The sequence below is a fragment of the Bradyrhizobium sacchari genome (assembly GCF_002068095.1).
Classification (GTDB): Bacteria; Pseudomonadota; Alphaproteobacteria; order Rhizobiales; family Xanthobacteraceae; genus Bradyrhizobium; species Bradyrhizobium sacchari.
Genome location: NZ_LWIG01000069.1, coordinates 231,871 through 255,470, shown reverse-complemented (window position 1 = coordinate 255,470; position 23,600 = coordinate 231,871). Strand labels below are relative to the sequence as shown.

The 23,600-nt window shown below is 64.8% G+C and carries 19 protein-coding genes and 1 pseudogene; 11 read left to right on the top strand and 9 right to left on the bottom strand.

Features of this window, described 5'->3' with window-relative positions:
- Positions 1 to 27: 27 nt before the first annotated feature.
- Positions 28 to 654 carry a glutathione S-transferase family protein gene (locus tag A5906_RS40835; protein WP_080140684.1) on the bottom strand — a complete coding sequence of 209 codons (627 nt, stop codon included), beginning with the start codon at positions 652 to 654 and terminating at the stop codon, positions 28 to 30.
- 204 nt (positions 655 to 858) lie between these two features.
- Between A5906_RS40835 and pyrE the strand changes: the two genes are divergently transcribed.
- Together pyrE and A5906_RS40825 are read left to right on the top strand one after the other, a co-directional pair.
- Complete coding sequence (gene pyrE, locus A5906_RS40830) at positions 859 to 1,422, top strand: orotate phosphoribosyltransferase (protein WP_018647906.1); 564 nt, start codon at positions 859 to 861, stop codon at positions 1,420 to 1,422.
- 247 nt (positions 1,423 to 1,669) lie between these two features.
- Positions 1,670 to 2,449 (top strand): DUF2865 domain-containing protein, encoded by a 780-nt coding sequence (locus A5906_RS40825; protein ID WP_080140712.1) that lies wholly within the window; start codon positions 1,670 to 1,672, stop codon positions 2,447 to 2,449.
- Between the two features lie 120 nt (positions 2,450 to 2,569).
- Here A5906_RS40825 and A5906_RS40820 read toward each other — a convergent pair whose 3' ends face one another.
- Complete coding sequence (locus A5906_RS40820; RefSeq protein ID WP_080140683.1) at positions 2,570 to 3,001, bottom strand: hypothetical protein; 432 nt, start codon at positions 2,999 to 3,001, stop codon at positions 2,570 to 2,572.
- 193 nt (positions 3,002 to 3,194) lie between these two features.
- Between A5906_RS40820 and A5906_RS40815 the strand changes: the two genes are divergently transcribed.
- Positions 3,195 to 3,485 carry a GIY-YIG nuclease family protein gene (locus A5906_RS40815; RefSeq protein WP_080140682.1) on the top strand — a complete coding sequence of 97 codons (291 nt, stop codon included), beginning with the start codon at positions 3,195 to 3,197 and terminating at the stop codon, positions 3,483 to 3,485.
- 95 nt (positions 3,486 to 3,580) lie between these two features.
- Here the strand turns inward: A5906_RS40815 and A5906_RS40810 are convergent, their stop codons facing one another.
- Positions 3,581 to 3,814: a hypothetical protein gene (locus tag A5906_RS40810; RefSeq protein WP_080140681.1), complete on the bottom strand. Its 234-nt coding sequence runs from the start codon at positions 3,812 to 3,814 to the stop codon at positions 3,581 to 3,583.
- A 204-nt stretch (positions 3,815 to 4,018) separates the two neighbouring features.
- On the opposite strand from A5906_RS40810, the gene A5906_RS40805 reads away from it, so the two are divergent.
- Together A5906_RS40805 and A5906_RS40800 are read left to right on the top strand one after the other, a co-directional pair.
- Positions 4,019 to 6,535 carry a glycogen/starch/alpha-glucan phosphorylase gene (locus A5906_RS40805; RefSeq protein WP_080140680.1) on the top strand — a complete coding sequence of 839 codons (2,517 nt, stop codon included), beginning with the start codon at positions 4,019 to 4,021 and terminating at the stop codon, positions 6,533 to 6,535.
- A gap of 225 nt (positions 6,536 to 6,760) precedes the next feature.
- A complete protein-coding gene (locus A5906_RS40800; protein WP_080140679.1) occupies positions 6,761 to 7,576 on the top strand; it encodes an acyl-CoA thioesterase in 816 nt (271 codons plus the stop codon).
- Between the two features lie 167 nt (positions 7,577 to 7,743).
- Here the strand turns inward: A5906_RS40800 and A5906_RS40795 are convergent, their stop codons facing one another.
- From A5906_RS40795 to A5906_RS40785, 3 genes are all read right to left on the bottom strand, one after another.
- Positions 7,744 to 9,360 carry a phosphoenolpyruvate carboxykinase gene (locus tag A5906_RS40795; RefSeq protein ID WP_080140678.1) on the bottom strand — a complete coding sequence of 539 codons (1,617 nt, stop codon included), beginning with the start codon at positions 9,358 to 9,360 and terminating at the stop codon, positions 7,744 to 7,746.
- 285 nt (positions 9,361 to 9,645) lie between these two features.
- A complete protein-coding gene (locus A5906_RS40790) occupies positions 9,646 to 12,240 on the bottom strand; it encodes a CHAT domain-containing protein (RefSeq protein ID WP_080140677.1) in 2,595 nt (864 codons plus the stop codon).
- A gap of 61 nt (positions 12,241 to 12,301) precedes the next feature.
- Positions 12,302 to 13,051 (bottom strand): HugZ family pyridoxamine 5'-phosphate oxidase, encoded by a 750-nt coding sequence (locus tag A5906_RS40785; RefSeq protein ID WP_080140676.1) that lies wholly within the window; start codon positions 13,049 to 13,051, stop codon positions 12,302 to 12,304.
- A 242-nt stretch (positions 13,052 to 13,293) separates the two neighbouring features.
- On the opposite strand from A5906_RS40785, the gene A5906_RS40780 reads away from it, so the two are divergent.
- From A5906_RS40780 to A5906_RS40760, 5 genes and pseudogenes are all read left to right on the top strand, one after another.
- Entirely contained in the window at positions 13,294 to 13,995 is a 702-nt protein-coding gene (locus A5906_RS40780; protein WP_008542552.1) for a response regulator transcription factor, read from the top strand.
- A gap of 119 nt (positions 13,996 to 14,114) precedes the next feature.
- Positions 14,115 to 15,914, top strand: coding sequence for a sensor histidine kinase (locus A5906_RS40775; protein WP_080140675.1), 1,800 nt, complete (start codon positions 14,115 to 14,117; stop codon positions 15,912 to 15,914).
- A pseudogene (locus A5906_RS40770) lies at positions 15,911 to 16,372 on the top strand (HPr kinase/phosphorylase); the annotation flags it as partial. The gene A5906_RS40775 and the pseudogene A5906_RS40770, both read left to right, overlap by 4 nt.
- 211 nt (positions 16,373 to 16,583) lie before the next feature.
- Positions 16,584 to 16,985: a PTS sugar transporter subunit IIA gene (locus A5906_RS40765; protein WP_007597752.1), complete on the top strand. Its 402-nt coding sequence runs from the start codon at positions 16,584 to 16,586 to the stop codon at positions 16,983 to 16,985.
- Positions 16,982 to 17,299 carry an HPr family phosphocarrier protein gene (locus tag A5906_RS40760; RefSeq protein WP_080140673.1) on the top strand — a complete coding sequence of 106 codons (318 nt, stop codon included), beginning with the start codon at positions 16,982 to 16,984 and terminating at the stop codon, positions 17,297 to 17,299. The genes A5906_RS40765 and A5906_RS40760 overlap by 4 nt, the downstream gene beginning before the upstream one ends.
- Before the next feature lie 164 nt (positions 17,300 to 17,463).
- Here A5906_RS40760 and A5906_RS40755 read toward each other — a convergent pair whose 3' ends face one another.
- Positions 17,464 to 19,089, bottom strand: a complete 1,626-nt coding sequence (locus A5906_RS40755; RefSeq protein WP_080140672.1) for a glycosyltransferase family 39 protein — start codon at positions 19,087 to 19,089, stop codon at positions 17,464 to 17,466.
- Positions 19,090 to 19,203: 114 nt separating this feature from the next.
- Between A5906_RS40755 and lepA the strand changes: the two genes are divergently transcribed.
- Positions 19,204 to 21,015: a translation elongation factor 4 gene (gene lepA / locus A5906_RS40750; RefSeq protein ID WP_080140671.1), complete on the top strand. Its 1,812-nt coding sequence runs from the start codon at positions 19,204 to 19,206 to the stop codon at positions 21,013 to 21,015.
- 189 nt (positions 21,016 to 21,204) lie between these two features.
- Here the strand turns inward: lepA and A5906_RS40745 are convergent, their stop codons facing one another.
- Together A5906_RS40745 and A5906_RS45905 are read right to left on the bottom strand one after the other, a co-directional pair.
- A complete protein-coding gene (locus A5906_RS40745; protein WP_080140670.1) occupies positions 21,205 to 22,440 on the bottom strand; it encodes an efflux RND transporter periplasmic adaptor subunit in 1,236 nt (411 codons plus the stop codon).
- 2 nt (positions 22,441 to 22,442) lie between these two features.
- Positions 22,443 to 23,600, bottom strand: a 1,158-nt coding sequence (locus A5906_RS45905; protein WP_245327155.1) for an ABC transporter permease, incomplete at its 5' end; no start/stop codon positions are given.

Genomic DNA, 23,600 nt, shown 5'->3' with positions numbered 1-23,600 from the left:
CAGAGGGTAAGGGGTAAGAGCGAAGCCTCAATCCAGCTTCGCGTCCATCCCCCGCTTCACTCCCGGTCGGGCCATCAGGGCCTCGTACCAGCGCTTGACGTTGGGGAAGTCGGCCAGATCAACCTTGTGGCGAGGGTGACGCCAGGCCCAGCCCAAAATGGCAAAATCGGCGACCGAGAGGTCGCCGGCAACGAAGTCGCGCCTCTCAAGCTGGCGGTCGAGCACGCCGTAGAGCCGGCGGGTCTCGGCCATGTAGCGCTTCAGGCCATAGGTCCGGTCCTGCTCGTTCTCGAGCGCGATGAAATGGTGCACCTGGCCGGGCATCGGGCCGAAGCCGCCCATCTGCCACATCAGCCATTCGTAGACCGGGATGCGCGCGGAAAGCGATTTCGGCAGGAATTTGCCGGTCTTTTCACCGAGATAGAGCAGGATCGCACCGGACTCGAAGATGCTGACGGGCTTGCCGTCGGGACCCTCGGGGTCAACGATGGCGGGAATCTTGTTGTTGGGAGACAGCTTGAGGAACTCCGGCGCCATCTGTTCGCCCTTGGTGATGTTCACCGGGATCACCTTGTAGGACAGCCCCATTTCCTCCAGCGCGACCGAGATTTTCCGGCCGTTCGGCGTATTCCAGGTATGGAGCTCGATAGTCATGTGGCTGTTCCTTCCCGCATTGTCTGGCATCCCACTAGCCCAGGACATCGCGGTCTTTCAACCAGCGGTGGGGCATGGTGGGTGTCCGGTCGCCGCGGGCGATGGCCTGTTGACGGTGGTCTTGCGGGGCCTGCCCCCTCTGGAATGTCGCAGCCGTCGCGGATAAATTCCGCCTCCACCAAAAATGCTGTTCGAGGGACCGCCGTGTCGAAATCCGCTTCCCGCGCCCGCCTGTTCGAGATCATCCGCCGGCGCTCATTCGGCCGCGGCGAGGTGACGCTCGCGTCGGGCCGCAAGAGCGATTTCTACTTCAACCTGAAGCCGACCATGCTCGACCCCGAGGGCGCGACGCTGCTGGCCGAGCTGACCTACGAAGCGCTGAAGGACGACCAGCTCGATTTCATCGGTGGCCTCGAAATGGGCGCGGTGCCGCTCGCCGGCGCGCTGGCGCAGATCTCCTGGATCAAGGGCCATCCGATCGCGGCGTTCTTCGTGCGCAAGAAACCGAAGGAGCACGGCGCCAAGCTCGCGATCGAGGGCCTGCCCAAGGGCGAGACGCTGGCGGGCAAGCGCGTCGTGATCGTCGAGGATGTCACCACGACCGGCGGCTCGGCGATGAAGGCGGTGGAATCCGTGCGTGAGACCGGCGCCGAGGTCGTGCTGGTGCTGACCATGGTCGACCGCGAGGAAGGCGCCACCGACACCTTCGGTGCGGCCGGCCTGCCGTTCCGCTCGCTGTACAAGGCGTCGGAGTTCTTGAAGGCTTGACGCGGCGGAATATCCTTCGCCGTCATGCCTCAGTGTGCCCCGGAAGCAACCATCCGTCCAAAGCTGCGCCCGGCCTTAAAGAGGCCACCGCCTCGTCTTGAAACCGCCTCTGCGCAACTGCTCATTTACCATCGCGCCTTATGGTGAATCATGTGCTGAGACCTGATGGTCCCAGCCGGTTCAGTAGCGTCGGGTGGAGTAAGCATTGCGTACAGTCATGTCCCATGCGCGCCGGCGGCGTCGCGCGATGCTTGTGGCCGCCATGCTTGCAGCTCCGCTGCTCGCTGCTCCCGCCCCGGTTTCGGCGGAGGGCCTGTTCGACTTCTTTTTCGGCGGGATGCAACAGCAGCAGCGGCCGCAGCGCGAGGTGCCGCAGGGGGCGAGCTCCTACGCCGATCCCTTCACCGGCCAGCAGAATGCCGCGACCCCGCAATATGTGCCGCCGACACGATCGGCCGCGGCCGGCGGCTCGGGACCTGCCTTCTGCGTACGCAGCTGTGACGGCAAATATTTCCCGCTGATGCGCGGCCTCGTCTCGCCCGCGCAGATGTGTCAGGCATTCTGTCCCGCCACCGCGACCAAGGTCTATTTCGGCTCCTCCATCGACGGCGCCTATTCCCAGACCGGCGAGCGCTACGCCGACAGCGAGAACGCGTTCGCCTATCGCAAGGCATTGCGGTCGGACTGCACCTGCAACGGCCGCGAGCCGGTCGGCCTTGCGCCGGTCGATCTCGCGCTGGACTCTTCGCTGAAAGCCGGTGACGTCATCGCGACCTCCGACGGCCTCGTCGCCTATACCGGCATCCGTGTCGGCAACGACCAGGCTGCCGACTTCACCCCGGTCGCCTCCTATCCCGGCCTCACCGCGCAGGTCCGCGCCCGCCTCGGCGAGATGAAAGTGGCCCCGGTACGCGCGGAAACGGTACCGGCCGATGCGCCGGCCCCGGCCGAGGCCGTGCGCGAGGCGGTGCCTGACGTGACGGTGCCGAAGACGCAGAAGCCGGCGAAGCGGGCAGGATTGGACTAGTCGAGCACGCCTGTAACCACGCCGTCATTGCGAGCGTAGCGAAGCAATCCAGAGTCCCTCCGCGGAGGCATTCTTGATTGCTTCGTAGCTTCGCTCCCCGCAATGACGGAGGATGGAGCACTACCTCCCGATGATCACCCCGATCACGTTCGGGGCCGCCAGATATTTCTCCTCGATCGCCGCGCGCGCTGCCGCTCGGTTTTCAGCCGTGAGCAGGCCACGCTTCTCGGCCAAGATCATCCAGCAGAATCCCCACCAGTCGGTGAGCATGCCGGTCTCACCCACGAGGTCATAACCCTGCTCGGCCGCGAAGATGCGCGCATGCGCTTCGTCCAGCGTATCGAGAAACAGATGATCCTCGGTCGAGAACAGATCGTCGCTGACGTCGTCGATGGTGTAGCCCCAGATCGACTGGCACACCGCGTTGAACTCGCGGTCGAACTGGTCATCGTCGATCCTCTGCCGCCGCGCCGCCTGATGCAGCCGCGACAGCGAGCGCGCGAAATCGGCGATCCGGGTGAGGGCAAACTGGTCGAAAGCAATGGTGGACATCTAGTCCTCGCGAAGTCTGGCAGACGCTAGATATTGTGTCGGCAACGCGCCGAATCACAATGATATATCAAAGACTTACTAATTTGTTCTTAATTTGTTCTCGCGCCGGACGCTGGCCACAATGACAGTCTCGTCCTGGCGAAAGCCAGGACCCATTACCCCGGCCGGCGTTGCTTTTGCGAGCTGAAGCCACATGAGCGCAGGCAGCTACTACGTCCACATCCTCGCGAGTCGCCATCACGGCACGATCTATATCGGCGTCACGAACGACCTTCGCACGCGGCTCGAGCTGCACCGCTCCGGCCGTGGCTCCAAGTTCGTGCAGAAGTACAAGATCTTCCGCCTCGTTCACGTCGAAGCGTTCGCGACGCCGCAGGAAGCGATCGCGCGCGAGAAGCGGCTGAAGTTCTGGAAGCGCGACTGGAAGATCAAACTGATCGAGAAGGACAATCCCGATTGGAATGACCGGTCGGGACTCGTTTGACAGTCGGGGTACTGGGTCCTGGCTTTCGCCAGGACGACGATGTGGTGAGAGCTGGCGCTCAAGCAACGCTGCATCGACAGCGCCGTCCACCCCCCTCAATTCGCCGCCGACACCAACCTGTCCCCGCACGCATTCGCGTAAAACTTGCCGCCGCATTGGCGCTTGATGGCGACGCAGCGGGCGGCGGGGGAGGCATTTTGCGGGACGGCAAAGCCGCAGCTGAGGCCGTCGGCGCTGCGTCCCATCTTGCTCGCGGCGAAGGCCGCGCTGGAGGCGGTGATGCAGACGACGAGGAAGGTCGCGGCGGCGATTTCGATCAACAGTCGCATGACAGCTCCTCCACACTGATGGCCGAATTGGCCGCCACTCTAGAAGGAAATCCGCGTCTTTCCGTGCTCGCCCGGGTTCCCAAAGCGGCCCGTTCCTTGCATAAATTTGCGCCAGCGCAGTGCACGGCCGCGCCAGTAATGGTTCCGGTGCAGAGGCAGGACGCGTAGGTTCAGTGGTGTTGTTTCGACCAGGAAGTGACGGCCTTGCAAGATCAATCGTTCCAGCCAAATTTTCCCGCTCCCGGCCAGCCCATCGATGAGCTCGCGCTGGCCGAGATCAAGGGCGCGATCCTGGCGAAGCTGCGCCTTGCCATCGGCAAGGACGCCGGCATGGCGACGAAGCATGACTGGTACCAGGCCGCCGCGCTCGCTCTGCGCGACCGCATCGTGCATCGCTGGCTCAGCGCCGAGAAGCGCAGCTACGACGCCGGGCGCAAGCGCGTCTATTATCTCTCGCTCGAATTTTTGATCGGCCGCCTCTTCACCGACGCGCTGAACAACATGGGCCTCCTGAAGATCTTCGAGGTCGCGCTCGGCGATCTCGGCGTCTCGCTGCCGGAGCTGCGCAAATGCGAGCCGGATGCGGCGCTCGGCAATGGCGGTCTCGGACGGCTTGCCGCCTGCTTCATGGAGAGCATGGCGACGCTGTCGATCCCCGCGATCGGCTACGGCATTCGCTACGATTTCGGCCTGTTCCGCCAGATCATCAATCAGGGCTGGCAGCAGGAATATCCCGACGAATGGCTGAGCTTCGGCAACCCCTGGGAATTGCAGCGGCCCGAGGTGATCTACGACGTCAATTTCGGCGGCGGTGTCGAGCATGTCGACGACAAGGGCCGCGACCGCGCGATCTGGCATCCGGCCGAGACCGTGCAGGCGATCGCCTATGACACGCCGATCGTCGGCTGGCGCGGCCAGCACGTCAACGCGCTGCGGCTGTGGTCGGCGCGCTCGCCCGATCCGCTCAAGCTCGATGCCTTCAACAGAGGCGACTATGTCAGCGCCAGCGCCGAGCAGGCGCGCGCGGAGGCGATCTGCAAATTCCTCTATCCGAACGACGAGAGCCCGGCAGGACGCGAGCTGCGGCTGCGCCAGGAATATTTCTTCGTCTCGGCCTCGCTGCAGGACCTGGTCAAGCGGCATCTGTCGTCGGACGGCCAGCTGCGCAGCCTGTCGAACAAGGTCGCGGTGCAGCTCAACGACACCCATCCGAGCCTTGCCGTCACCGAGCTGATGCGCATCCTCGTCGACCTGCACAATTTCCGCTGGGACGAGGCCTGGAAGATCACGGTCGCCACCCTCTCCTACACCAACCACACGCTGCTGCCGGAGGCGCTGGAGACCTGGCCGGTCGAGCTGTTCGAGCGGCTGCTGCCGCGTCATCTCGAGATCATCTACCGCATCAACGTGCAGCATCTGGCGCTTGCCGAAGCGCGCGCGCCCGGCGACATCGACTTCCGAGCCTCGGTCTCGCTGATCGACGAGAAGAGCGGCCGCCGGGTCCGCATGGGCCAGCTCGCCTTCGTCGGCTCGCACCGCATCAACGGCGTCTCGGCGATGCATTCGGACCTGATGCGCGAGACCGTGTTCCACGACCTCAACCATCTCTATCCCGGCCGCATCACCAACAAGACCAACGGCATCACCTTCCGCCGCTGGCTGATGCTGGCGAACCCGAAGCTGACCGACCTGCTCCGCGAGACCTGCGGCGACGCCGTGCTCGACGATCCGACCCAGCTCTCGCTGATCGAGGCCCGCGCCAGCGACGTCGAATTCCAGAAGAAGTTCCGCGCCGTCAAGCATCACAACAAGACGGCGCTGGCCCGCCTGATCGGCGAGCGGCTCGGCATCAAGGTCGACCCCGGCGCGCTGTTCGACGTGCAGATCAAGCGCATCCACGAATACAAGCGCCAGCTCCTCAACGTCATCGAGACGGTCGCGCTGTACCAGTCGATCAAGGACGACCCCAACGGCAATTGGGTGCCGCGGGTGAAGATCTTCGCCGGCAAGGCGGCGGCGAGCTATCGCTACGCAAAACTGATCATCAAGCTGATCAACGACGTCGCGGAAGTCGTCAACAACGATCCCGCGATCGGCGGCAAGCTGAAGGTCGCTTTCCTGCCCGACTACAATGTCAGCCTCGCCGAAGTCATCATTCCCGCAGCTGACCTCTCCGAGCAGATCTCCACCGCCGGCATGGAGGCCTCTGGCACCGGGAACATGAAGCTGGCGCTCAACGGCGCCATCACCATCGGCACCCTCGACGGCGCCAATATCGAGATCCGCGACCATGTCGGCGCGGAGAACATCGCGATCTTCGGCATGGAGGCCGGCGACGTCATGATCCGCCGGAAGCAGGGCCTGGACGCCTCCGACGTGATCCGCAATTCGCCGAAGCTGCAGCGCGCCATCAATGCGATCGGTGCCGGCGAGTTCTCGCCCGGCGATCCCGGCCGCTTCGAATCCATCGCGCATGCGCTGCGCTATCTCGACCATTACATGGTCAGCGCCGATTTCGATTCCTATTATGAGGCGCAACGCGCGGTCGATGCGCGCTGGCAGGTGGCACCGGCCTGGACCCGCGCCTCAATCCTCAACGTCGCGCGCATGGCGTGGTTCTCCTCCGATCGCACCATCCGCGAATATGCCGAGGAGATCTGGAACGTGCCGGTCAACCCGACCACGCCGCTGCTGCCGAACCTGCGCGACGTCGCCGGCTGATTTTCCGCGACGTGGAAGGGGCGCGACCTGCGAGGTTATTGATTTGGCATGCAGGGATGATGATATGATCGTCATCATCCCCAGCCGGCACCGGTGATACCGGCGCCGTAACCTCAACCTCCGTCATTGCGAGCGCAGCGAAGCAATCCAGAGTCCCTCCGCAGAGACAGTCTGGATTGCTTCGCTGCGCTCGCAATGACGGCTGGGGGGCATCGAGGACCACCAATGCACGCCAAGCTTCCGCACCCGTTCGACGACGCCACGCGCATCACCGCCGGTGACAGCAGCTGGCAGGGGCACACCAGCGACGATTACTGGGCCTTCGTCGGCCCGTTCGGCGGCGCCACCGCCGCAACCATCCTGCGTGCGCTGATCGAGCATCCGCAACGCGCCGGCGATCCGCTGGCGCTGACCGTCAATTACTGCGCGCCGATCGCGAAGGGCCCGTTCGATCTCGACGTGCGGCTGGTGAAGGCCAACCGCTCCAGCCAGCACTGGAGCGTCGAACTGTCGCAAGGCGGCGGCGAGGTCGCAACGCTCGCCACCGCCGTGTTCGCCGAGCGCCGGCCGTCCTGGGAACACCGGGTGGCGAAGGCCCCGGACGCAAAGCCGTTCGAACAGACGCTGCCGTTCCCGAAAATCTCAGCGGCGTGGGCCAACCAGTATGAATTCCGCTTCGTCGAGGGCGAGATGCGCATTGGCCCGCCGCAGGCCGAGCTTGCCAGCACCTATTCGAAGATCTGGATCAGCGACCGCACCCCGCGCCAGCTCGACATGCTGTCGCTGATGTCGATGTCGGACGCGTTCTTCGGCCGCATCTTCCACGCGCGGCGCGAGCTCGTGCCGTTCGGCACGGTGTCACTGACAACCTATTTCCACACCGACAGCGACGAGCTCGCAGCCGAAGACATCACCCGCGTGCTCGCGACCGTGGATTCAAAGATCATGCACAAGAGCTACGCCGACCAGAACGCCGAGCTGTGGTCGCCGAACGGACGGCTGCTCGCGACCACGACGCAGATTGCGTATTTCAAGGCGTAGGTGCTTCCACGTCATTGCGAGGAGCGTAGCGACGAAGCAATCCAGAATCCCTCCGCAGAGGCAGTCTGGATTGCTTCGCTGCGCTCGCAATGACGAGGTGAGAGATCGTGCAACAAACAAAAAGGGCGGCCTTGCGGCCGCCCTTTTGTATTTCAACCTCCGCGACCTTACTCCGCCGCGAGCTTCACATCGGGCGCGGCCGCACGCACCTCGGCATCGACCTGGGCTTCGAACTTGGCAAAGTTCTTCTGGAACATGCCGACCAACGCGCGGGCGGTCTTGTCGAACTCGTCCTTGTCCTTCCAGGTGTTGACCGGATTGAGGATCTCCGCCGGCACGCCCGGCAGCGCGGTCGGGACCGCGAAGCCGAAATACTTGTCGGTGCGGAATTCGACATTGCGCAAGCTGCCGTCGAGCGCGGCAGTGAGCAGCGCCCGCGTCACCTTGATCGGCATGCGCGAGCCGACGCCGTACTTGCCGCCGGTCCACCCCGTGTTGACCAGCCAGCAGTCGACATTGTGCTGGGCGATGAGGTCACGCAGCATGTTGCCGTAGACGGAGGGGTCGAGCGGCAGGAAGGGCGAGCCAAAGCAGGTCGAGAATTCCGGCTGCGGCTCATTGCCGAGACCGCGCTCGGTGCCGGCGACCTTGGCGGTGTAGCCGGACAGGAAGTGATACATCGCCTGCGCCGGCGACAGCTTTGCGATTGGCGGCAGCACGCCGAAGGCGTCGGCGGCGAGCATCACCACGTTCTTCGGCTGCGGCGCGCGGCCGGTGCGCGAGGCGTTCGGGATGAAATCGAGCGGGTAGGCCGAGCGGGTGTTCTCGGTCTTGGAGCCGTCGTCGAAGTCGACGACACGGGTGTCCTCGTCGAGCACGCAGTTCTCGAGCACCGCGCCGAAGCGCGTGCTTGCGGCGTAGATCTCCGGCTCGGCTTCCTGCGACAGCTTGATGCACTTGGCGTAGCAGCCGCCTTCGAAATTGAAGACGCCGTTCGGACCCCAGCCGTGCTCGTCGTCGCCGATCAGCGTGCGGTTCGGATCCGCCGACAGCGTGGTCTTGCCGGTGCCTGACAGCCCGAAGAAGATCGCGGTGTCGCCTTTGGCGCCGACATTGGCCGAGCAGTGCATCGGCATCACGCCGCGCTCGGGCAGATAGTAGTTCAGCGTGGTGAAGACCGATTTCTTCATCTCGCCGGCATAGTAGGAGCCGCCGATCAGCACGATCTTGCGGGCGAAGTCGATCGCGACCACGTTCTCCGACTTGCAGCCATGGCGCTTCGGATCGGCGCGGAAGCTCGGCATGTCGATGATGGTGAGCTCCGGCGTGAAGCTCGACAGCTCAACCGCCTCGGGGCGGATCAGGAGCGTGCGGATGAACAGCGAGTGCCAGGCGAGCTCGGTGAAGACGCGCGTCTTGATCCGGTAGGCCGGATCGGCGCCGCCATAGAGATCCTGCGCGAACAGCGTCTTGCCTTCGGCGTGCTTGAGGAAGTCCTGGTAGAGCGCCTCGAACTGCTCCGCGGTGATCGACTGGTTGCCGGCCCACCACATCTTCTTGTCGGTGGTGGCGTCGCGCACCGTGAACTTGTCCTTGGGGCTGCGGCCGGTGAACTCACCGGTGTCGGCACAGAGCGCGCCGTCTGCGGACAGCACCGCCTCGCCCGCGGAGAGCGAGTATTGATAAAGTTGCGGCGCACCAAGGTTCCAGTGAATCTGCTTGAGCTTCTTTAAGCCGAATTTGTCGGCGCCGAAGGCACCGTTGCGCACGCCCGTCTCTTGCACGAAAAAATCCTCCTAGAACCCGCGACACTCAGCGCGACCAAGCTTTGGCACCATCGCGGTCACCGTGAACAGCAGGCCATCCGGCCTCGGCTGGACGACCTAATACTGATGAACGCTGGCGTTGCCAAGCTGATCCCGCAGGAATTGGTTTATTCAAGGACCGCGCCAAACGTCGCGCATGTCAGCTCTGAGCAGGTGCATCAAGAAATCACGAATGATCGCGCAACCAAATGCGTGTTTCGGCGTTATGAGGGGTTGTTGCGACGCACAATCCCACGCGGCGTTCTATCGTACCTCACCTTCGCCGATCAGCGCGAACGGTCCCCACATCGCAGGATAGGCGTTGCGCGGCGACGAGGTGTCGTCAACATACGTCAACATGGCGCGGCGCAAAGCTTCGGCACGACCGATTTTTGGTTCGTTTTTGAGCAGAGCGAAAGTCGACGTGGTCAACCGGGTGGCAGCTTCCGAATCGACGGCCCAATGCGAGACCAGCAACGCACGCGCGCCGGCATAGAAGAACGAGCGCGCCAGCCCAGATAGTGCCTCCGCACCGGGCTTGTCGCCAGCGATGGTGTTGCAGGCCGACAGCACAACCCAATCCGCGTTGAGCTTGAGCTGGGCGACTTCGCTCGCAGTCAACAGGCCGTCATCCATCTCGGAGGGCTGATCGGGAATGGAGAGTGCAAGCGACGGCTCACCCAGTCCCTTGACGTCGCCCGCAACGAGACCGTGGGTGGCGAAATAGATAATGCTGTATTGAGCAAGCGCTGCACGCTTGAGCGTCGTCTCGCTGGCATCGCGGCCGAGATGGATATCGACCTCGCCGGCGCCGACATCCTTGGCCACCGCGTTCAACTCGTCGGCAGTGTCAGGCAGTTGCGGCAGCGCTTTCGCAAGCTGCGTGCGATCGACACCGGCGCCGCGCCAGAAATCGGTATAGGCGATCGTCGCGATGCTGCGCGCGGCGACCTTGCCGCTCCCAGCGCGCCGGTCCGCCGGCCCTTCGGTTGCGGGATTGAATACCGGATCGCCAAAGCCGGTCATCGGCTTGACGCCTTGATCCTTGCGCGCGAAGACGCGCAGCGATTTCAGGCTCATCACCGACGGCAGCACCGAGACGGCCTGACGCCGCAACAGCCAGGCGGCGTTGCGATAACCTTCGAGCTTGCCCGGGACCGCAGCTTGCGGCGTCTCGGTAACGAGCAGATGAAACGGCAGCGCGGTCAGCGCCGCCGACGGGACCACCAGAAGGCTGCGCTTGTCTTTCGTCAGCGCCTCGACCGGGCCGAGCAGCGCGACATAAAGCTCATGGGCGAGCGCAAGGTCGAACAATCCTGACTTGCCGGAGGCATCGCGTGCCTTGCCGACATCGAGCCCCTTGCGGAAAGCAGACACCTTGTCGGTCAGCGTGTTCGTGCCGAGCGGAACCTGCTTCCAGTCCACGTCCTCGCGCGTGACCGCGATGACGTAGCTCTGCTTGTCGACGACCGAATAGATCGTCATCGCCTCATCGGACGACAGCAGCGGCTGGATGTCCTTCACCGCGAGCGGCAGCGGGTTGGAGAGCGAGGCGTAGTCGGGAAACTCGACAGCGAGCGTCTTCTGCAAGCCGGCACGCTCGCTCGTGATCGCTGCGATCCGCGCGCGGCTGCGCTGCTCGGCGCCAGCATCGCGCTGCCCGGCTTGCTTGGACACCGCCGCGGTGATCGCCTTGTCGAGCGCCTCGGCCTCGGCGCCAAGATCCTGGTCCTTGCGCACGAGCTCGGCGAGCCGATCGCTGCCGGCGGCAAGCCGCACCGCGAGCTTGTTCACGGCCGATGCCGCGGAGGATTGCGTGCCGCGCTGGATTGCAGCGAGCGCCTCGTCGAGCGCCTTGTCGTCCGGCAGGAGGTGCTGCTGCCGCGCGGAGAACAGGATCGGCAGCACGATACGCAGCTGCGCACGGCCGCTGGCAAGCGTCTTTTCGGCAAGCGGCAGGGCATCGACCGTGCGCCCGGACACGTAGAGGAAATAAGCGAGATTGCCGGTCGAGGTCAGAGTGTCCGGATGGTCCGGCCCGAGCGCACGCTCGCGGATCGCCAACGCACGGCGATACAGCGACTCGGCGTCGGCATAACGAGCCTGGTGCTCGTAGAGCCCGGCAAGATTGTTGAGCGAGCGCGCGACGTCGGGATGATCCGGCCCCAGCAGCTTTTCGCGGATCGCGAGCGAGCGCTTGATCGGCGCCTCGGCCTCGGCATCGCGATTGAGGTCGCGATCGACCTGGCCGATATTGTTCAGGACGGTGGCGACCGCGGGATGCTCCGGACCTGCCGCCTTCTGATAGATCACCAGCGCCCGCTGGAACAGCGGCTCGGCCTCGGCCTGTCGTTCCTGCTTCACGTAAAGCGTGGCCAGATTGTTCAGGGCGCGGCCGACATCGGGATGCTCGCGCGAAAGGCTCTTTTCGCTGACGGCCAGCGCGCGCTTGAACAACGGTTCGGCTTCGGTGAAGCGGCCCTGCCGCTGATACAGCGCGGCAAGATTGCTTAGCTCGGGCGCGATCAAACCGGTGTCGAGGCCGAGCGCCTTCTCCATCAGCGCAATCGCGCGCTTGTACACCGGCTCGGCCAGATCGTCGCGGCCCTGACCGGCATAGACCTGACCGAGATTGTTGAGCGCGGCCGAAAGCTCGCGGCCGTTGTCGGTCTTCTCAAGGCTTGCGACCATGGCCTGCGCCAAGGGCAGCGCTTCCGAATATTTGCCGGCCTGATTCAGCGCATTGATGCGCGCGCCCTGTGCGGCCAGATTGCCCTTCTGGGCCAGGGCCGGAGGGGCGAGCAGCGTGGCGATCGCGAGCCCAAGTCCGGCGGCCAATGCCAAACGACGACGTGCCATGATCCCTCGCGCTGAGCCACAAAACCATTCGGTCTTGGGTCGCAGCGATGGGGGGCAGCGTTCAAAGGCCTGCGCTCTGGTCCATCGTCTTGCGCGCTTCGCCAGCAAGGCGGACCAGCATCTTGCGCAATGCCGTGCCGTCCGTCACGCGCTCCGGGAAGTCCAGCCGCAGCGCGGTCGGGCCGTCCTGCATGTCGAGGCCTTCCGGGTCGCAGCCGGTGCAGCGCCAGTCGCCGGCGGGCGCGCCGAGCAGCCTCGTCGCATAGAGGTTCATGGCATCGCGGTGGTCGGCATTCATATGCTCCACGGCGCCCTCTTCGGCCGCCAGCAGATCCTCGGCGCCGCTGAGGTCGGTCAGGAATTGTTCGGGCTTGAGATCGACGATCCGGCCGAAGCCGGCGACCAGATGGGTGCCCGTGGGGCGGATCCGGAAGAACGAAAAGTCCTTAAACGAAACAAAGGCTTCAGCCGAGGGATGCGCACCCAAATACCGCCGCTGGAGCAACTCCTTCTCGTCCCCGGCCTGCTCCGCCCGCCCCGACAGCATGATCCGGGCCCCTTCCAGGGGATCGCCGGAAGCCCGTTCGTCCAGCATCAGGGAGACCCTGGGGTCGGCGAGGATGTTCCTGGTGTGCACGGCCAGCCCCGAGATCAGCAGGATGGGCGAGCCATCCGGGTGGCTCGCCAGATTGACCAGGGAACAATAGGGATCACCGCAGCCCGCCATCAACGTTGCGAGAGCGCCCTGCCGCGACCGCCTCAGTAGCGATTTGGCGAGCTTTGCGGGGTCGAAATCGGGGGTCGGTTGCATGGGCTTTCTCGGCTCAGGTGGTTGCAAGGGAGGTCTTTTTTCGGCTAAACGGGGGTCCGGTTATGGGTCGAGATGCGGCGAATCTGCCGTGTTTCGTGGAACTTGGTCACACTTCAGCCCAGCTTGCATTGCTCGGTGACAAAAGTTCGAACGCCAAGTTCGGGACCCATGTATGCGGCGCATCACTGGATTGCTCGCCGTTTCAAGCCACGACCCAAACGGAAAGCAGAAAGCAGAGGCTCATGCCCACAATCGCTTTGGTCGACGACGACCGCAACATTCTCACATCCGTCTCGATCGCGCTGGAAGCCGAAGGCTACCGCATCATGACTTACACCGACGGCGCTTCCGCGCTTGATGGTTTCCGCACCACCCAGCCCGACCTCGCCATCCTCGACATCAAGATGCCGCGCATGGACGGCATGGAGACGCTGCGTCGCCTCAGGCAGAAATCCGACTTGCCGGTGATCTTCCTGACCTCCAAGGACGAAGAGATCGACGAGCTGTTCGGCCTCAAGATGGGCGCCGACGACTTCATCCGCAAACCGTTCTCGCAGCGCCTTCTGGTCGAACGCGTCAAGGCCGTGCTGCGCCGCTCGGCGCCGAAGGACCCGACCGTCGCGCCGAAGGAGAATGACGCCAAGGCGCTCGACCGCGGCCTGCTGCGCATGGATCCGGAACGCCACACCTGCACCTGGAAGAACGAGCCGGTGACGCTGACGGTCACCGAATTCCTGATCCTGCAGGCGCTCGCGACCCGGCCCGGCGTGGTGAAGAGCCGCAACGCGCTGATGGACGCCGCCTATGACGATCAGGTCTATGTCGACGACCGCACCATCGACAGCCACATCAAGCGGCTGCGCAAGAAGTTCAAGGTGGTCGACAACGAGTTCGAGATGATCGAGACGCTCTACGGCGTCGGCTATCGCTTCAAGGAAGCCTGAGGGCGGCGGGCGCCTTCACGAAGGACTGAGAGCATCGCCGGTTCTGATTCCATCACGACCGGGATGGCTCTAGTATGCGGGGACCACTGCCACGAGCTGTCCTAACGCGGGCATAAGCATTGCTGGACCGAACGCAGCCTGACACGAACCAGAGCGCCGGGGATATCGCATCCGACGGCGCTCCGGAGCACGTCGTCGAAGACAAGCCGCAGGGCTGGCGACCGCTGAACTGGCTCAAGCGCGCCGGGCAGTTCTTCTTCGCGCTGTCCTTCTCGAGCCTGACCCGCCGCATCGTCTCGCTCAATCTCGCCGGCCTCGTCGCGCTGGTGGCCAGCATCCTCTATCTCTCGCAATTCCGTGCCGGCCTGATCGACGCGCGCGCGCAGAGCCTCCTGGTGCAGGCCGAGATCATTGCCGGCGCGATTGCGGCCTCCGCGACCGTGCAGACCAACGCCATCACCATCGATCCCGACCGGCTGCTCGATCTCAAGCCGGGCGAGACCTATGGCGGCTCGGACGACTATTCGCCGCTGGATTTCCCGATCAATCCGGAGCGCGTGGCGCCGGTGCTGCGGACGCTGATCTCGCCGACCAAGACGCGCGCCCGCATCTACGATCCGAACGGCAGCCTGCTGCTCGACAGCCGCAACCTCGAAAACGTGCTGCGCTTCCCGCTGCCGCCGCTGTCCGCCGAGAAGCCCGGCATGGTCGAGCGCGGCATGGTCGCGGTGCGCACCTGGCTGAACCGCGGCGACCTGCCGCTCTATCGCGAGCTCGGCCCCGAGAACGGCAATGGCTATGCGGAAGTGGGCGATGCGCTGCAGGGCCAGAAGCGCTCGATGGTGCGGGTCAATGCCCGCGGCGAGGTGATCGTCTCGGTCGCCGTGCCCGTGCTGCGCTCGCGCGCCATCCACGGCGCGCTGATGCTGTCGACCCAGGGCGACGACATCGACCAGATGGTGACCGCCGAGCGCCTCGCCATCCTGAAGGTCGGCGGCGTCGCCGCCGCCGTCATGATCATGCTGTCGCTGCTGCTCGCCAGCACGATCGCCGGTCCTGTGCGCCGGCTCGCCGACAGCGCCGAGCGCGTCCGCCGCCGCATCAAGACCCGTGTCGAGATCCCCGACTTCACCCGCCGCCGCGACGAGATCGGGCATCTCTCCGGCGCGCTGCGCGACATGACCAACGCGCTCTACAGCCGCATCGAGGCGATCGAGATGTTCGCCGCCGACGTCGCCCATGAATTGAAGAACCCGCTGACCTCGCTGCGCTCCGCGGTCGAGACGCTGCCGCTGGCGCGCAACGAGAACAGCCGCGCGCGCCTGCTCGAGGTGATCGAGCACGACGTCAAGCGGCTCGACCGCCTGATCTCCGACATCTCCGACGCCAGCCGGCTCGATGCCGAGCTGCAGCGGCAGGATGCGATCCCCGTCGACCTCAGGCGCCTGCTCGGCACGCTGGTTTCCGTCGCCAATGAAACCAAGCTCGGCCACGACGTCGCGGTCGAGGCGCGCTTCGAGGGCCGCGGGCCGGCCGACACGTTCGCGGTGACCGGCCACGACTCACGACTGGGACAGGTGGTCTCCAACCTGCTCTCCAACGCGCAGTCCTTCTCGGAAGCCGGCAGCAAGGTGCGACTCACCTGCCGCCGCGTCCGCGGTGAAATCGAGATCGTGGTCGACGACGACGGCCCCGGCATCCGCGACGACGCGCTCGAGCGCATCTTCGAGCGCTTCTACACCGATCGTCCGCATCAGGGCTTTGGCCAGAACTCCGGCCTCGGGCTGTCGATCTCGAAACAGATCGTGGACGCGCATGGCGGACGCATCTGGGCGGAGAATCGCGCTGGCCCGCCAGATGACGAGGGCGTCCCGACGATCGCCGGCGCGCACTTCGTGGTGAGGCTGCCAGCGCTATGAGCCAAGGCAGCTCGAACGACGGCGGTCCCAGCGTGCACGCCTCCGCCGTCAAGATCGGACAGATCGCAGTGCTGATCCGCGGTCCCTCCGGCTCCGGCAAATCGCGCCTTGCCTTCGATTTGATCATGGTGGGGCGATCAGGCGTGCTCGAAAGGGCCGTTCTGGTCGGTGATGACCGTGTCCATCTGGCGACAGTCGGCAACGAAATTGAGGTCCGCCCTGCGCCCGTTCTGGCCGGGCTGATCGAGATCAGAGGCCTCGGAATCCGCCGTTGCGATTTCGTGGAGCATGCGACCGTCGGTCTCGTGGTCGATCTGGACGCTCAGGACGCCGAGCGGCTTCCTGCGGCTGAAGCCCTGAAAACAAGCATTTTCGGTGTCGAAATACCGCGAATCCCCGTCAGCCGCGACCATTCGCCCCTCCCTTTGGTTGTTGCGGCCTTGACCACTACCAAGAGTTAACCTTCTGCTAAGCCCTCAGGCGATTGTTTGAAGGGAAATGGTAACCATATGAACCCCACTATCGCGACCGAGTAGACCGGCGCAGCTCCCCTCATACATCCGTATAGATTCAGGGAGATACGCAACATCCCCTCTTGCGCGGGGGCTCTGGATGGTCAAAGTGGCGCGTTCGTGCGGTGCACCAAAAGCGCCCGCGAGGAGTTTTCCGATGATTGGTCTAGTACTTGTGACCCACGGGCGCCTTGCCGACGAATTCAAGGCGGCGCTTGAACATGTCATGGGCCCACAAAAGCAAATCGAAGCGATCACGATCGGCGCCGAAGATGATTCCGATCTCTGCCGAAGCGACATCATCGAGGCGGTTAACCGCGTCGATTCCGGCGACGGCGTCGCGATCCTCACCGACATGTTCGGCGGCACGCCGTCGAACCTCGCAATATCCTGCATGAGCCGGCCCAAGGTCGAAGTGCTCGCGGGCATCAACCTGCCCATGCTGGTAAAGCTCGCCAAGGTGCGCGAGGAGCGTCCGCTTCCGGACGCGATCGCGATGGCGCAGGAAGCAGGCCGCAAATACGTCACCATCGCCAGCCGCGTGCTCGCCGGCAAATGAGCGACGACGCGCCACAAGCGGCGGCAGGCGTGCCCGCGGGCGCGATCTCCAAGGAGCTCCTGATCATCAACAAGCGCGGCCTGCATGCCCGCGCCTCGGCGAAATTCGTCCAGGCGGTCGAGCGCTTCAACGCGCAGGTGTGGGTGACGCGCGGCGGCGAGACCGTCGGCGGCACCTCGATCATGGGCCTGATGATGCTCGCCGCGGGACCGGGCACGACGATCACGGTTGCAGCGGCAGGTGACGACGCGGAAGCTGCGCTCGCGGCGATCACCGAGCTCGTTGAGAGCAAGTTCAACGAGGAAGGGGTTTAACTCTCACTACGCGCTCAACTGCGCTCCCTCGCCCCGTTCTTACGGGGAGAGGGTTGGGGTGAGGGGCCTCTCTCCACACGTGAGATTGCCGTTAGACCTGTACCCCCTCACCCGCCGCGCTTCGCGCTGCGACCTCTCCCCGCAAGCGGGGCGAGGTAAGAAGCTCACTTCCCCGGCGGCGCGATGTAGACGTTCCAGCTCATCGCCGGGCCGGCCTTGCCGTGGGTGAAGCGGCGCGTGGTCATCACGATGCGCTCGGCGTTGGGCGCAACTTCCGACACCCATTTCTCGAACGCAGGCAAGCGGCCGTCGCTCGGATCGAACACGCCGATGAAGCCGTACTTTTTGGCGTTATCACGCGAGGTCAGGCCGGAATCCCAGGCCTCCAACGGCAGCAATGCGGAGGGATGATCGGGGCTATAGAACACCAGCGGTTGGATCTGTTCCATCGTGCCGGCAACGACGGCCCAGCGCGAGCCGAAGCGGGTGTGCCAGGCCTGCGTCAATTCGCGCGCGAGCTCCGAGCGCGCGCCATAGATCTGCGCGTTGCCGGCATTGGCCGCCATCTCGCGCCCGGCGATCCAGGGTGCAGCGGCAAGCGTCGCGACGCTGAGCACGAGCCAGATCGCGGCGACGTTGAACAGCACCGCGCTCTGCACCCGCAGCGTCGGGATCGCGACCAGCGCGAGCGGCACCAGGAAGAACAGCGAGATGCCCCAATCGGTCTTCATGTAGATGCTGAAGGCGAGCGCACCGAGCGGCGGGCCGACCGCGACGATGACCTGGATGATCCAGACATTCAGCGCCTGCGCAACATTGACGCCCGGATTGGCGCCGCGCGCCCAGGCGCGCGTGACGATGCGCGAGGGCGCACGCACGAGCAGCCTGAGCCACGGCGGCACCCACGCCATGGCGAGCGCGGCCAGCGCCACCGGCAGCGCCAGCAGCGCGACATTATGCAGGGCATAGCCGGCCACGAGGTGATGCACGAGACGGCTGTCATCGAGGCTGTAGGTGTCTCCGGCATAAGTCAGCGGCACGAAATGCGCCTCCGCCAGCCAGACGATGTGCGGGACCATCGCCACCACCATCGTCGCGATCGCCACCCACGGCGCCGGTGACGAGAGGAACCGCAACCGATCCGGATGGATCAGCGCGGCAAGGCCGATGGCGCCGATCATGGTCAGCACCCAATATTTGGTCATCAGCGCCAGCGCGCCGGCAAGGCCGAGCCAGATGCCCGCTTGCCATGTCCGCTTCTCGAAAGCGTTGAGATAAGCGAGCACCAGCAGCGGCAACGTGACGAGCTGGAGCAGGTCGGCGTTGTACTTGAAACCCTTGAAATTGAAGATCGGGTAGAGCGCGACCATCACCACGGTCAGGAACGCGCGCCGTGCATCCACCACACGCAAGGCGACCAGCCAGCAGAGCACCATGCCGATGCCGACCGTCGCCATGGCGAGCGCATAGGCCGCCCAGTCCCTCGCCGGGAACGCTGTGAACCAGAGGCCGGCGACCCAGCCCGACAGGGGCGGGTGCTTGCCATAGCCCCAGAGGAATTTCTGGCCCCAGCCCCAGGCTTCTGCGACGTCCATGTGAACGTCCTGCGCCGCCTTCAGATTGATCAGGATGAAGGTCCAGAGCACCGCATGCAAGATGGCGAGCTGGATCACCAGCCAGAGGCGGGCCTCGGGCCGGGTCGCGCAGGCCACCAGCCAGGCCCGGAAGCGGTTGTAACTCACCCGGGCTTTTACGCGTGTTCGGGCGGAGGGGATCGAGGTGGTGGACATGGCTCGCTTGCTAGCGCGTTTTGACCTGCCGTGGAATCAGCTTGGCGTGAAGAAAGGCCCTGAAAATACAGCAATATGGTTGCCGCACGGGGATGTGAGTGGTATCCCGCGCCCATGACGACCGTCCCCATTTCCAACATCCGCAATTTCTCCATCGTCGCCCATATCGACCATGGCAAATCGACGCTGGCCGACCGCCTGATCCAGATGACCGGCGGCCTCTCCGACCGCGAGATGGCGGGGAAGGAGCAGGTGCTCGATTCCATGGACATCGAGCGCGAGCGCGGCATCACCATCAAGGCGCAGACGGTGCGCCTGCAGTACCGCGCCAAGGACGGCAAGGATTACATCTTCAACCTGATGGACACGCCCGGCCATGTCGACTTCGCCTATGAGGTCTCGCGGTCGCTGGCGGCGTGCGAGGGTTCCCTGCTGGTGGTCGACGCCAGCCAGGGCGTCGAAGCGCAGACCCTCGCCAACGTCTACCAGGCGCTCGACAACAATCACGAGATCGTTCCGGTCCTGAACAAGGTCGACCTGCCCGCGGCCGAGCCCGAGAAGGTCAAGCAGCAGATCGAGGACGTGATCGGCATCGACGCCTCCGACGCCGTGATGATCTCGGCCAAGACCGGCCTTGGCATTCCCGACGTGCTGGAAGCGATCGTCACCCGCCTGCCGCCGCCGAAGGGCGATCGCGACGCGACCTTGAAGGCGCTGCTGGTCGACAGCTGGTACGACGTCTATCTCGGCGTGGTCGTGCTGGTGCGCATCGTCGACGGCACGATGAAGAAGGGCCAGCGCGTGCGCATGATGGGCACGGGCGCGGCCTACGACGTCGAGCGCGTCGGCTTCTTCACGCCGAAGATGCAGCAGGTCGAGGAGCTCGGCCCCGGCGAGATCGGCTTCATCACCGCTGCGATCAAGGAAGTCGCCGACACCCGCGTCGGCGACACCATCACCGACGACAGGAAGCCGGTCGCCGAGATGCTGCCGGGCTTCAAGCCGGCGATTCCGGTCGTGTTCTGCGGCCTGTTCCCGGTCGACGCCGACGACTTCGAAACGCTGCGCGCCGCGATGGGCAAGTTGCGCCTCAACGACGCCAGCTTCTCCTTCGAGATGGAAACCTCCGCCGCGCTCGGCTTCGGCTTCCGCTGCGGCTTCCTCGGCCTCTTGCACCTCGAGATCATCCAGGAGCGGCTGTCGCGCGAGTTCGACCTCAACCTGATCGCGACCGCGCCGAGCGTCATCTACAAGATGAAGCTCACCGACGGCCAGGAGATCGAGATCCACAACCCTGTCGACATGCCGGACGTCGTCAAGATCGCCGAGATCGACGAGCCCTGGATCGAGGCGACGATCCTCACGCCGGACGAATATCTCGGCAGCGTGCTGAAGCTGTGTCAGGACCGCCGCGGCGCGCAGAAGGAGCTGACTTACGTCGGCTCCCGCGCGATGGTGAAATACGACCTGCCGCTCAACGAGGTGGTGTTCGACTTCTACGACCGCCTGAAGTCGGTCTCCAAGGGCTACGCCTCGTTCGACTATCATCTCACCGACTACAAGCCGGCCGACCTCGTCAAGATGCAGATCCTGGTCAATGCCGAGCCGGTCGACGCGCTCTCGATGCTGGTGCATCGCACCCGCGCCGAGGGGCGCGGCCGCGCCATGGTCGAGAAGATGAAGGAGCTGATCCCGCCGCACATGTTCCAGATCCCGATCCAGGCAGCGATCGGCGGCAAGGTGATCGCCCGCGAAACGGTGCGCGCGCTGCGCAAGGACGTCACCGCCAAGTGCTACGGCGGCGACATCACGCGCAAGCGCAAGCTTCTGGAGAAGCAGAAGGAAGGCAAGAAGAAGATGCGGCAGTTCGGCAAGGTCGACATCCCGCAGGAAGCCTTCATTGCCGCGCTGAAGGTGGATAGCTGAGGCGACGCTCGGGACGGGCCGGCCCGGTCTCCGGGGCCGGTAAACAAAAAAGTGCGAAAACAACCCCATGCACAGTAGCCGCCCCCTTGGCGGCATTACGCTTTTTTGATTTACCGAAATCAGGTTTGACCCGTCGGGCAAAACAGGGGCATAATGGCATCATCGAACCCTTGCCTTACAGCCGAGAATCTAGTCCTCGCCCCTCTGCGCGATCCTGATCCCATCGCTGATCCGGTCGCTCGGATGCAGCACGACGCGATCACCTGCGGCTAGTCCTGAGAGGAGTTCGGCCGTGCGGCTATTCCGGTGACCGATGCGGACCGGCACGGTTTTGGCACGGCCGTTCGCGTCGGCAAAAACCGCCCATTGATCGCCTTTTCGGAACAAGGCGCTCACCGGCACCGTCAGCGCCTCGGCCGCGCTCCACGTCGTCACGTGAACGACGACGCGATAGTCGTGTCCGAGTGTGACCCACTTCTCAGGCGGGTCGCTGAAATCGATCGTCACGCGGACCCGCTGCTCCTCGATGCCGAGCGCGGAGACCTTCAAGAAACCGGCCGGGTCGACCCGGACCACTTTTCCCGCGATCGGCTGTCCACCCCAGCCGTCGATCCGCACGGGCGCGCCGACCTTGATCTGGACCGCGTCGGTCGAGAGCAGATCGGCCACGACCTCGAGATCGAGCGGATTGCCGATATCGACCAGCGGCGTCCCGGGCAGAAGCGTGGTCTCGCTGTCCTGGATGATCTTCAGCACCCGTCCGTTTGCCGGCGCGAGCACGCGGACGCAGCAGGTCGGCTCCGCCAACGGGGCGGCGCTTGCCGGGTCCATCAGCCGGGCCGCGAGGCTGGTCCGCACCGCGCGGCGCATCTCGACCTGAGCCTTGGCACTCTTCAAGGCGGCCTCATTGGTGGCCACCTCGAATTTCGCCTTGTCGTGGGCCTGTGCCGAGGTCGATTGCGTCCGCAACAACGTCTGCGCTCGCTGGAACTCGGTCCGCGAAAAGTCGAGCGCGGCTTCGATCCGCTGCACTTCCGCCTCCTGCTGCTGGATGGCGGCGTCTGCGGCCAGGACCTCGGCCTGCAGCTGATCGTGCGAGCGTGCGTCGATGAAGCCGGGCAGAGCCGGCTGCATCAGGGCGACGGTCTGGTTGGCGGCAACCTCGTCGCCGACATGGAGCGAGAGCCCCTGCTCGCCGAGAGGATGCGAAATCCTCAACACCTTCCCTGCGATCGGCGCCGAGACGGTGTAGACATGGCGCACGCGGGTCTTGCCGTCGTCGTCCGCCGTGACTTCGATGGGTCCCTTCGCGACGGTCGCGAGATCGACCAGAACCGGCCGCGGCCAGGCGAACCAGGCCAACCCTCCCACGATCACCGCCAGGAGCGCGGCGCCGATGATACGTTTGGTCCAGTTGGCGGGCATGGCTAATCTCGCGTCTTGAGGACCGCGACGAGGTCCAGCTTGTCGATGCGTTCACGGATGACGGCGGCGGAAACGATGGCGGCCAGCACCACGACGGACGTGGCGACGACATAGGTCGAGTGCTCGACCACGAGGCGGACGCGCATCAATTCGCCGGCAAGGTTCGTCTTCATCACCCAGGCGAGGCCGTAGCCGATCAGCCAGCCGGGCGGCTGGGCGATCAGGGTGAGAATGGCGAGCTCCAGCAGCAGGATGCGCAGCACCTCGCCGCGCGTGAATCCGAGCACGCGCAGGCTGGCCAGCTCCCGCGCCCGTTCGGACAGCGAGATGCGGGCATTGTTGTAGACGACGCCGAACGCGATCACGGCGGCGAGGCCGGTGTAGATGCTCGCCATCGTGGTGACGAGCAGCGCGACGGTCTTGCGGAAATTCGCTAGCGAGACGCGCTGCAGCGCTACGCCGCCGACCGTCGGCATGGACTTCACGGCCGTGTAGAAGTCCTCCGTCCGGTTCTCGTCGAGGCTGAGATTGACGCTGGTCACGACGGGCGCTTCGCGCATCAGCTTGCGCAGCGCCTCGATCTCCATCATGCCCCTGATGCCGAAATAGTCCTCGACCGTCGCGACGACCGGCACCGTGACGGTTCGCCGGGCGCCCTCCAGCAGATCGACCTCGACGCTATCGCCGCGCCCGACGCCGAGAATCTGGGCGAGCATGCCGGAGATGGCGAGGCCCGTCTCCGGGAGCACCACCGGCCGAAGCTCGACGTCGATGATGCGCCGGAGGTCCGCGTCGGCAGGCCGGCCGCTGATGACGATCCGCCGTTCGACATTGCCGTGTCGGATCCGGACCGGCACCTCGCGGAACGGCTCGGCGACGAGAACGCCCGGAAGCCGGTTCACCTGCGCCACGACATTTCCGATCCGCTTCTCGGCAAAGCCGATGGTGGCGTCCTGCCGGTCGGCAAGGAAGTAGGTCACATCGGTCAGGTGCTCCATGCTGTCCCGCGTGAATAGCGAGACCACAAGGATCGCAGTCGCCAGCGCCATGCCGAGCGCGGTGAAGAAAGCCCGCACCGGATGCCGGGCGATGTTGCGAATCATCATCAGCGTCGGCTGCGACACGACCCGATCGAGCTGGATGCGCGCCGGAAGCAACCG

Coding starts and splice junctions, on each gene's coding strand:
- A5906_RS40745 (WP_080140670.1), bottom strand. CDS start 22,440: ATGCCCGCCAACTGGACCAAACGTATCATCGGCGCCGCGCTCCTGGCG.
- A5906_RS40800 (WP_080140679.1), top strand. CDS start 6,761: ATGCACGCCAAGCTTCCGCACCCGTTCGACGACGCCACGCGCATCACC.
- A5906_RS40825 (WP_080140712.1), top strand. CDS start 1,670: ATGCTTGTGGCCGCCATGCTTGCAGCTCCGCTGCTCGCTGCTCCCGCC.
- A5906_RS40785 (WP_080140676.1), bottom strand. CDS start 13,051: ATGCAACCGACCCCCGATTTCGACCCCGCAAAGCTCGCCAAATCGCTA.
- A5906_RS40755 (WP_080140672.1), bottom strand. CDS start 19,089: ATGTCCACCACCTCGATCCCCTCCGCCCGAACACGCGTAAAAGCCCGG.
- A5906_RS40765 (WP_007597752.1), top strand. CDS start 16,584: ATGATTGGTCTAGTACTTGTGACCCACGGGCGCCTTGCCGACGAATTC.
- A5906_RS40835 (WP_080140684.1), bottom strand. CDS start 654: ATGACTATCGAGCTCCATACCTGGAATACGCCGAACGGCCGGAAAATC.
- lepA (WP_080140671.1), top strand. CDS start 19,204: ATGACGACCGTCCCCATTTCCAACATCCGCAATTTCTCCATCGTCGCC.
- A5906_RS40780 (WP_008542552.1), top strand. CDS start 13,294: ATGCCCACAATCGCTTTGGTCGACGACGACCGCAACATTCTCACATCC.
- A5906_RS40760 (WP_080140673.1), top strand. CDS start 16,982: ATGAGCGACGACGCGCCACAAGCGGCGGCAGGCGTGCCCGCGGGCGCG.
- A5906_RS40820 (WP_080140683.1), bottom strand. CDS start 3,001: ATGTCCACCATTGCTTTCGACCAGTTTGCCCTCACCCGGATCGCCGAT.
- A5906_RS40815 (WP_080140682.1), top strand. CDS start 3,195: ATGAGCGCAGGCAGCTACTACGTCCACATCCTCGCGAGTCGCCATCAC.
- A5906_RS40810 (WP_080140681.1), bottom strand. CDS start 3,814: ATGCGACTGTTGATCGAAATCGCCGCCGCGACCTTCCTCGTCGTCTGC.
- A5906_RS40790 (WP_080140677.1), bottom strand. CDS start 12,240: ATGGCACGTCGTCGTTTGGCATTGGCCGCCGGACTTGGGCTCGCGATC.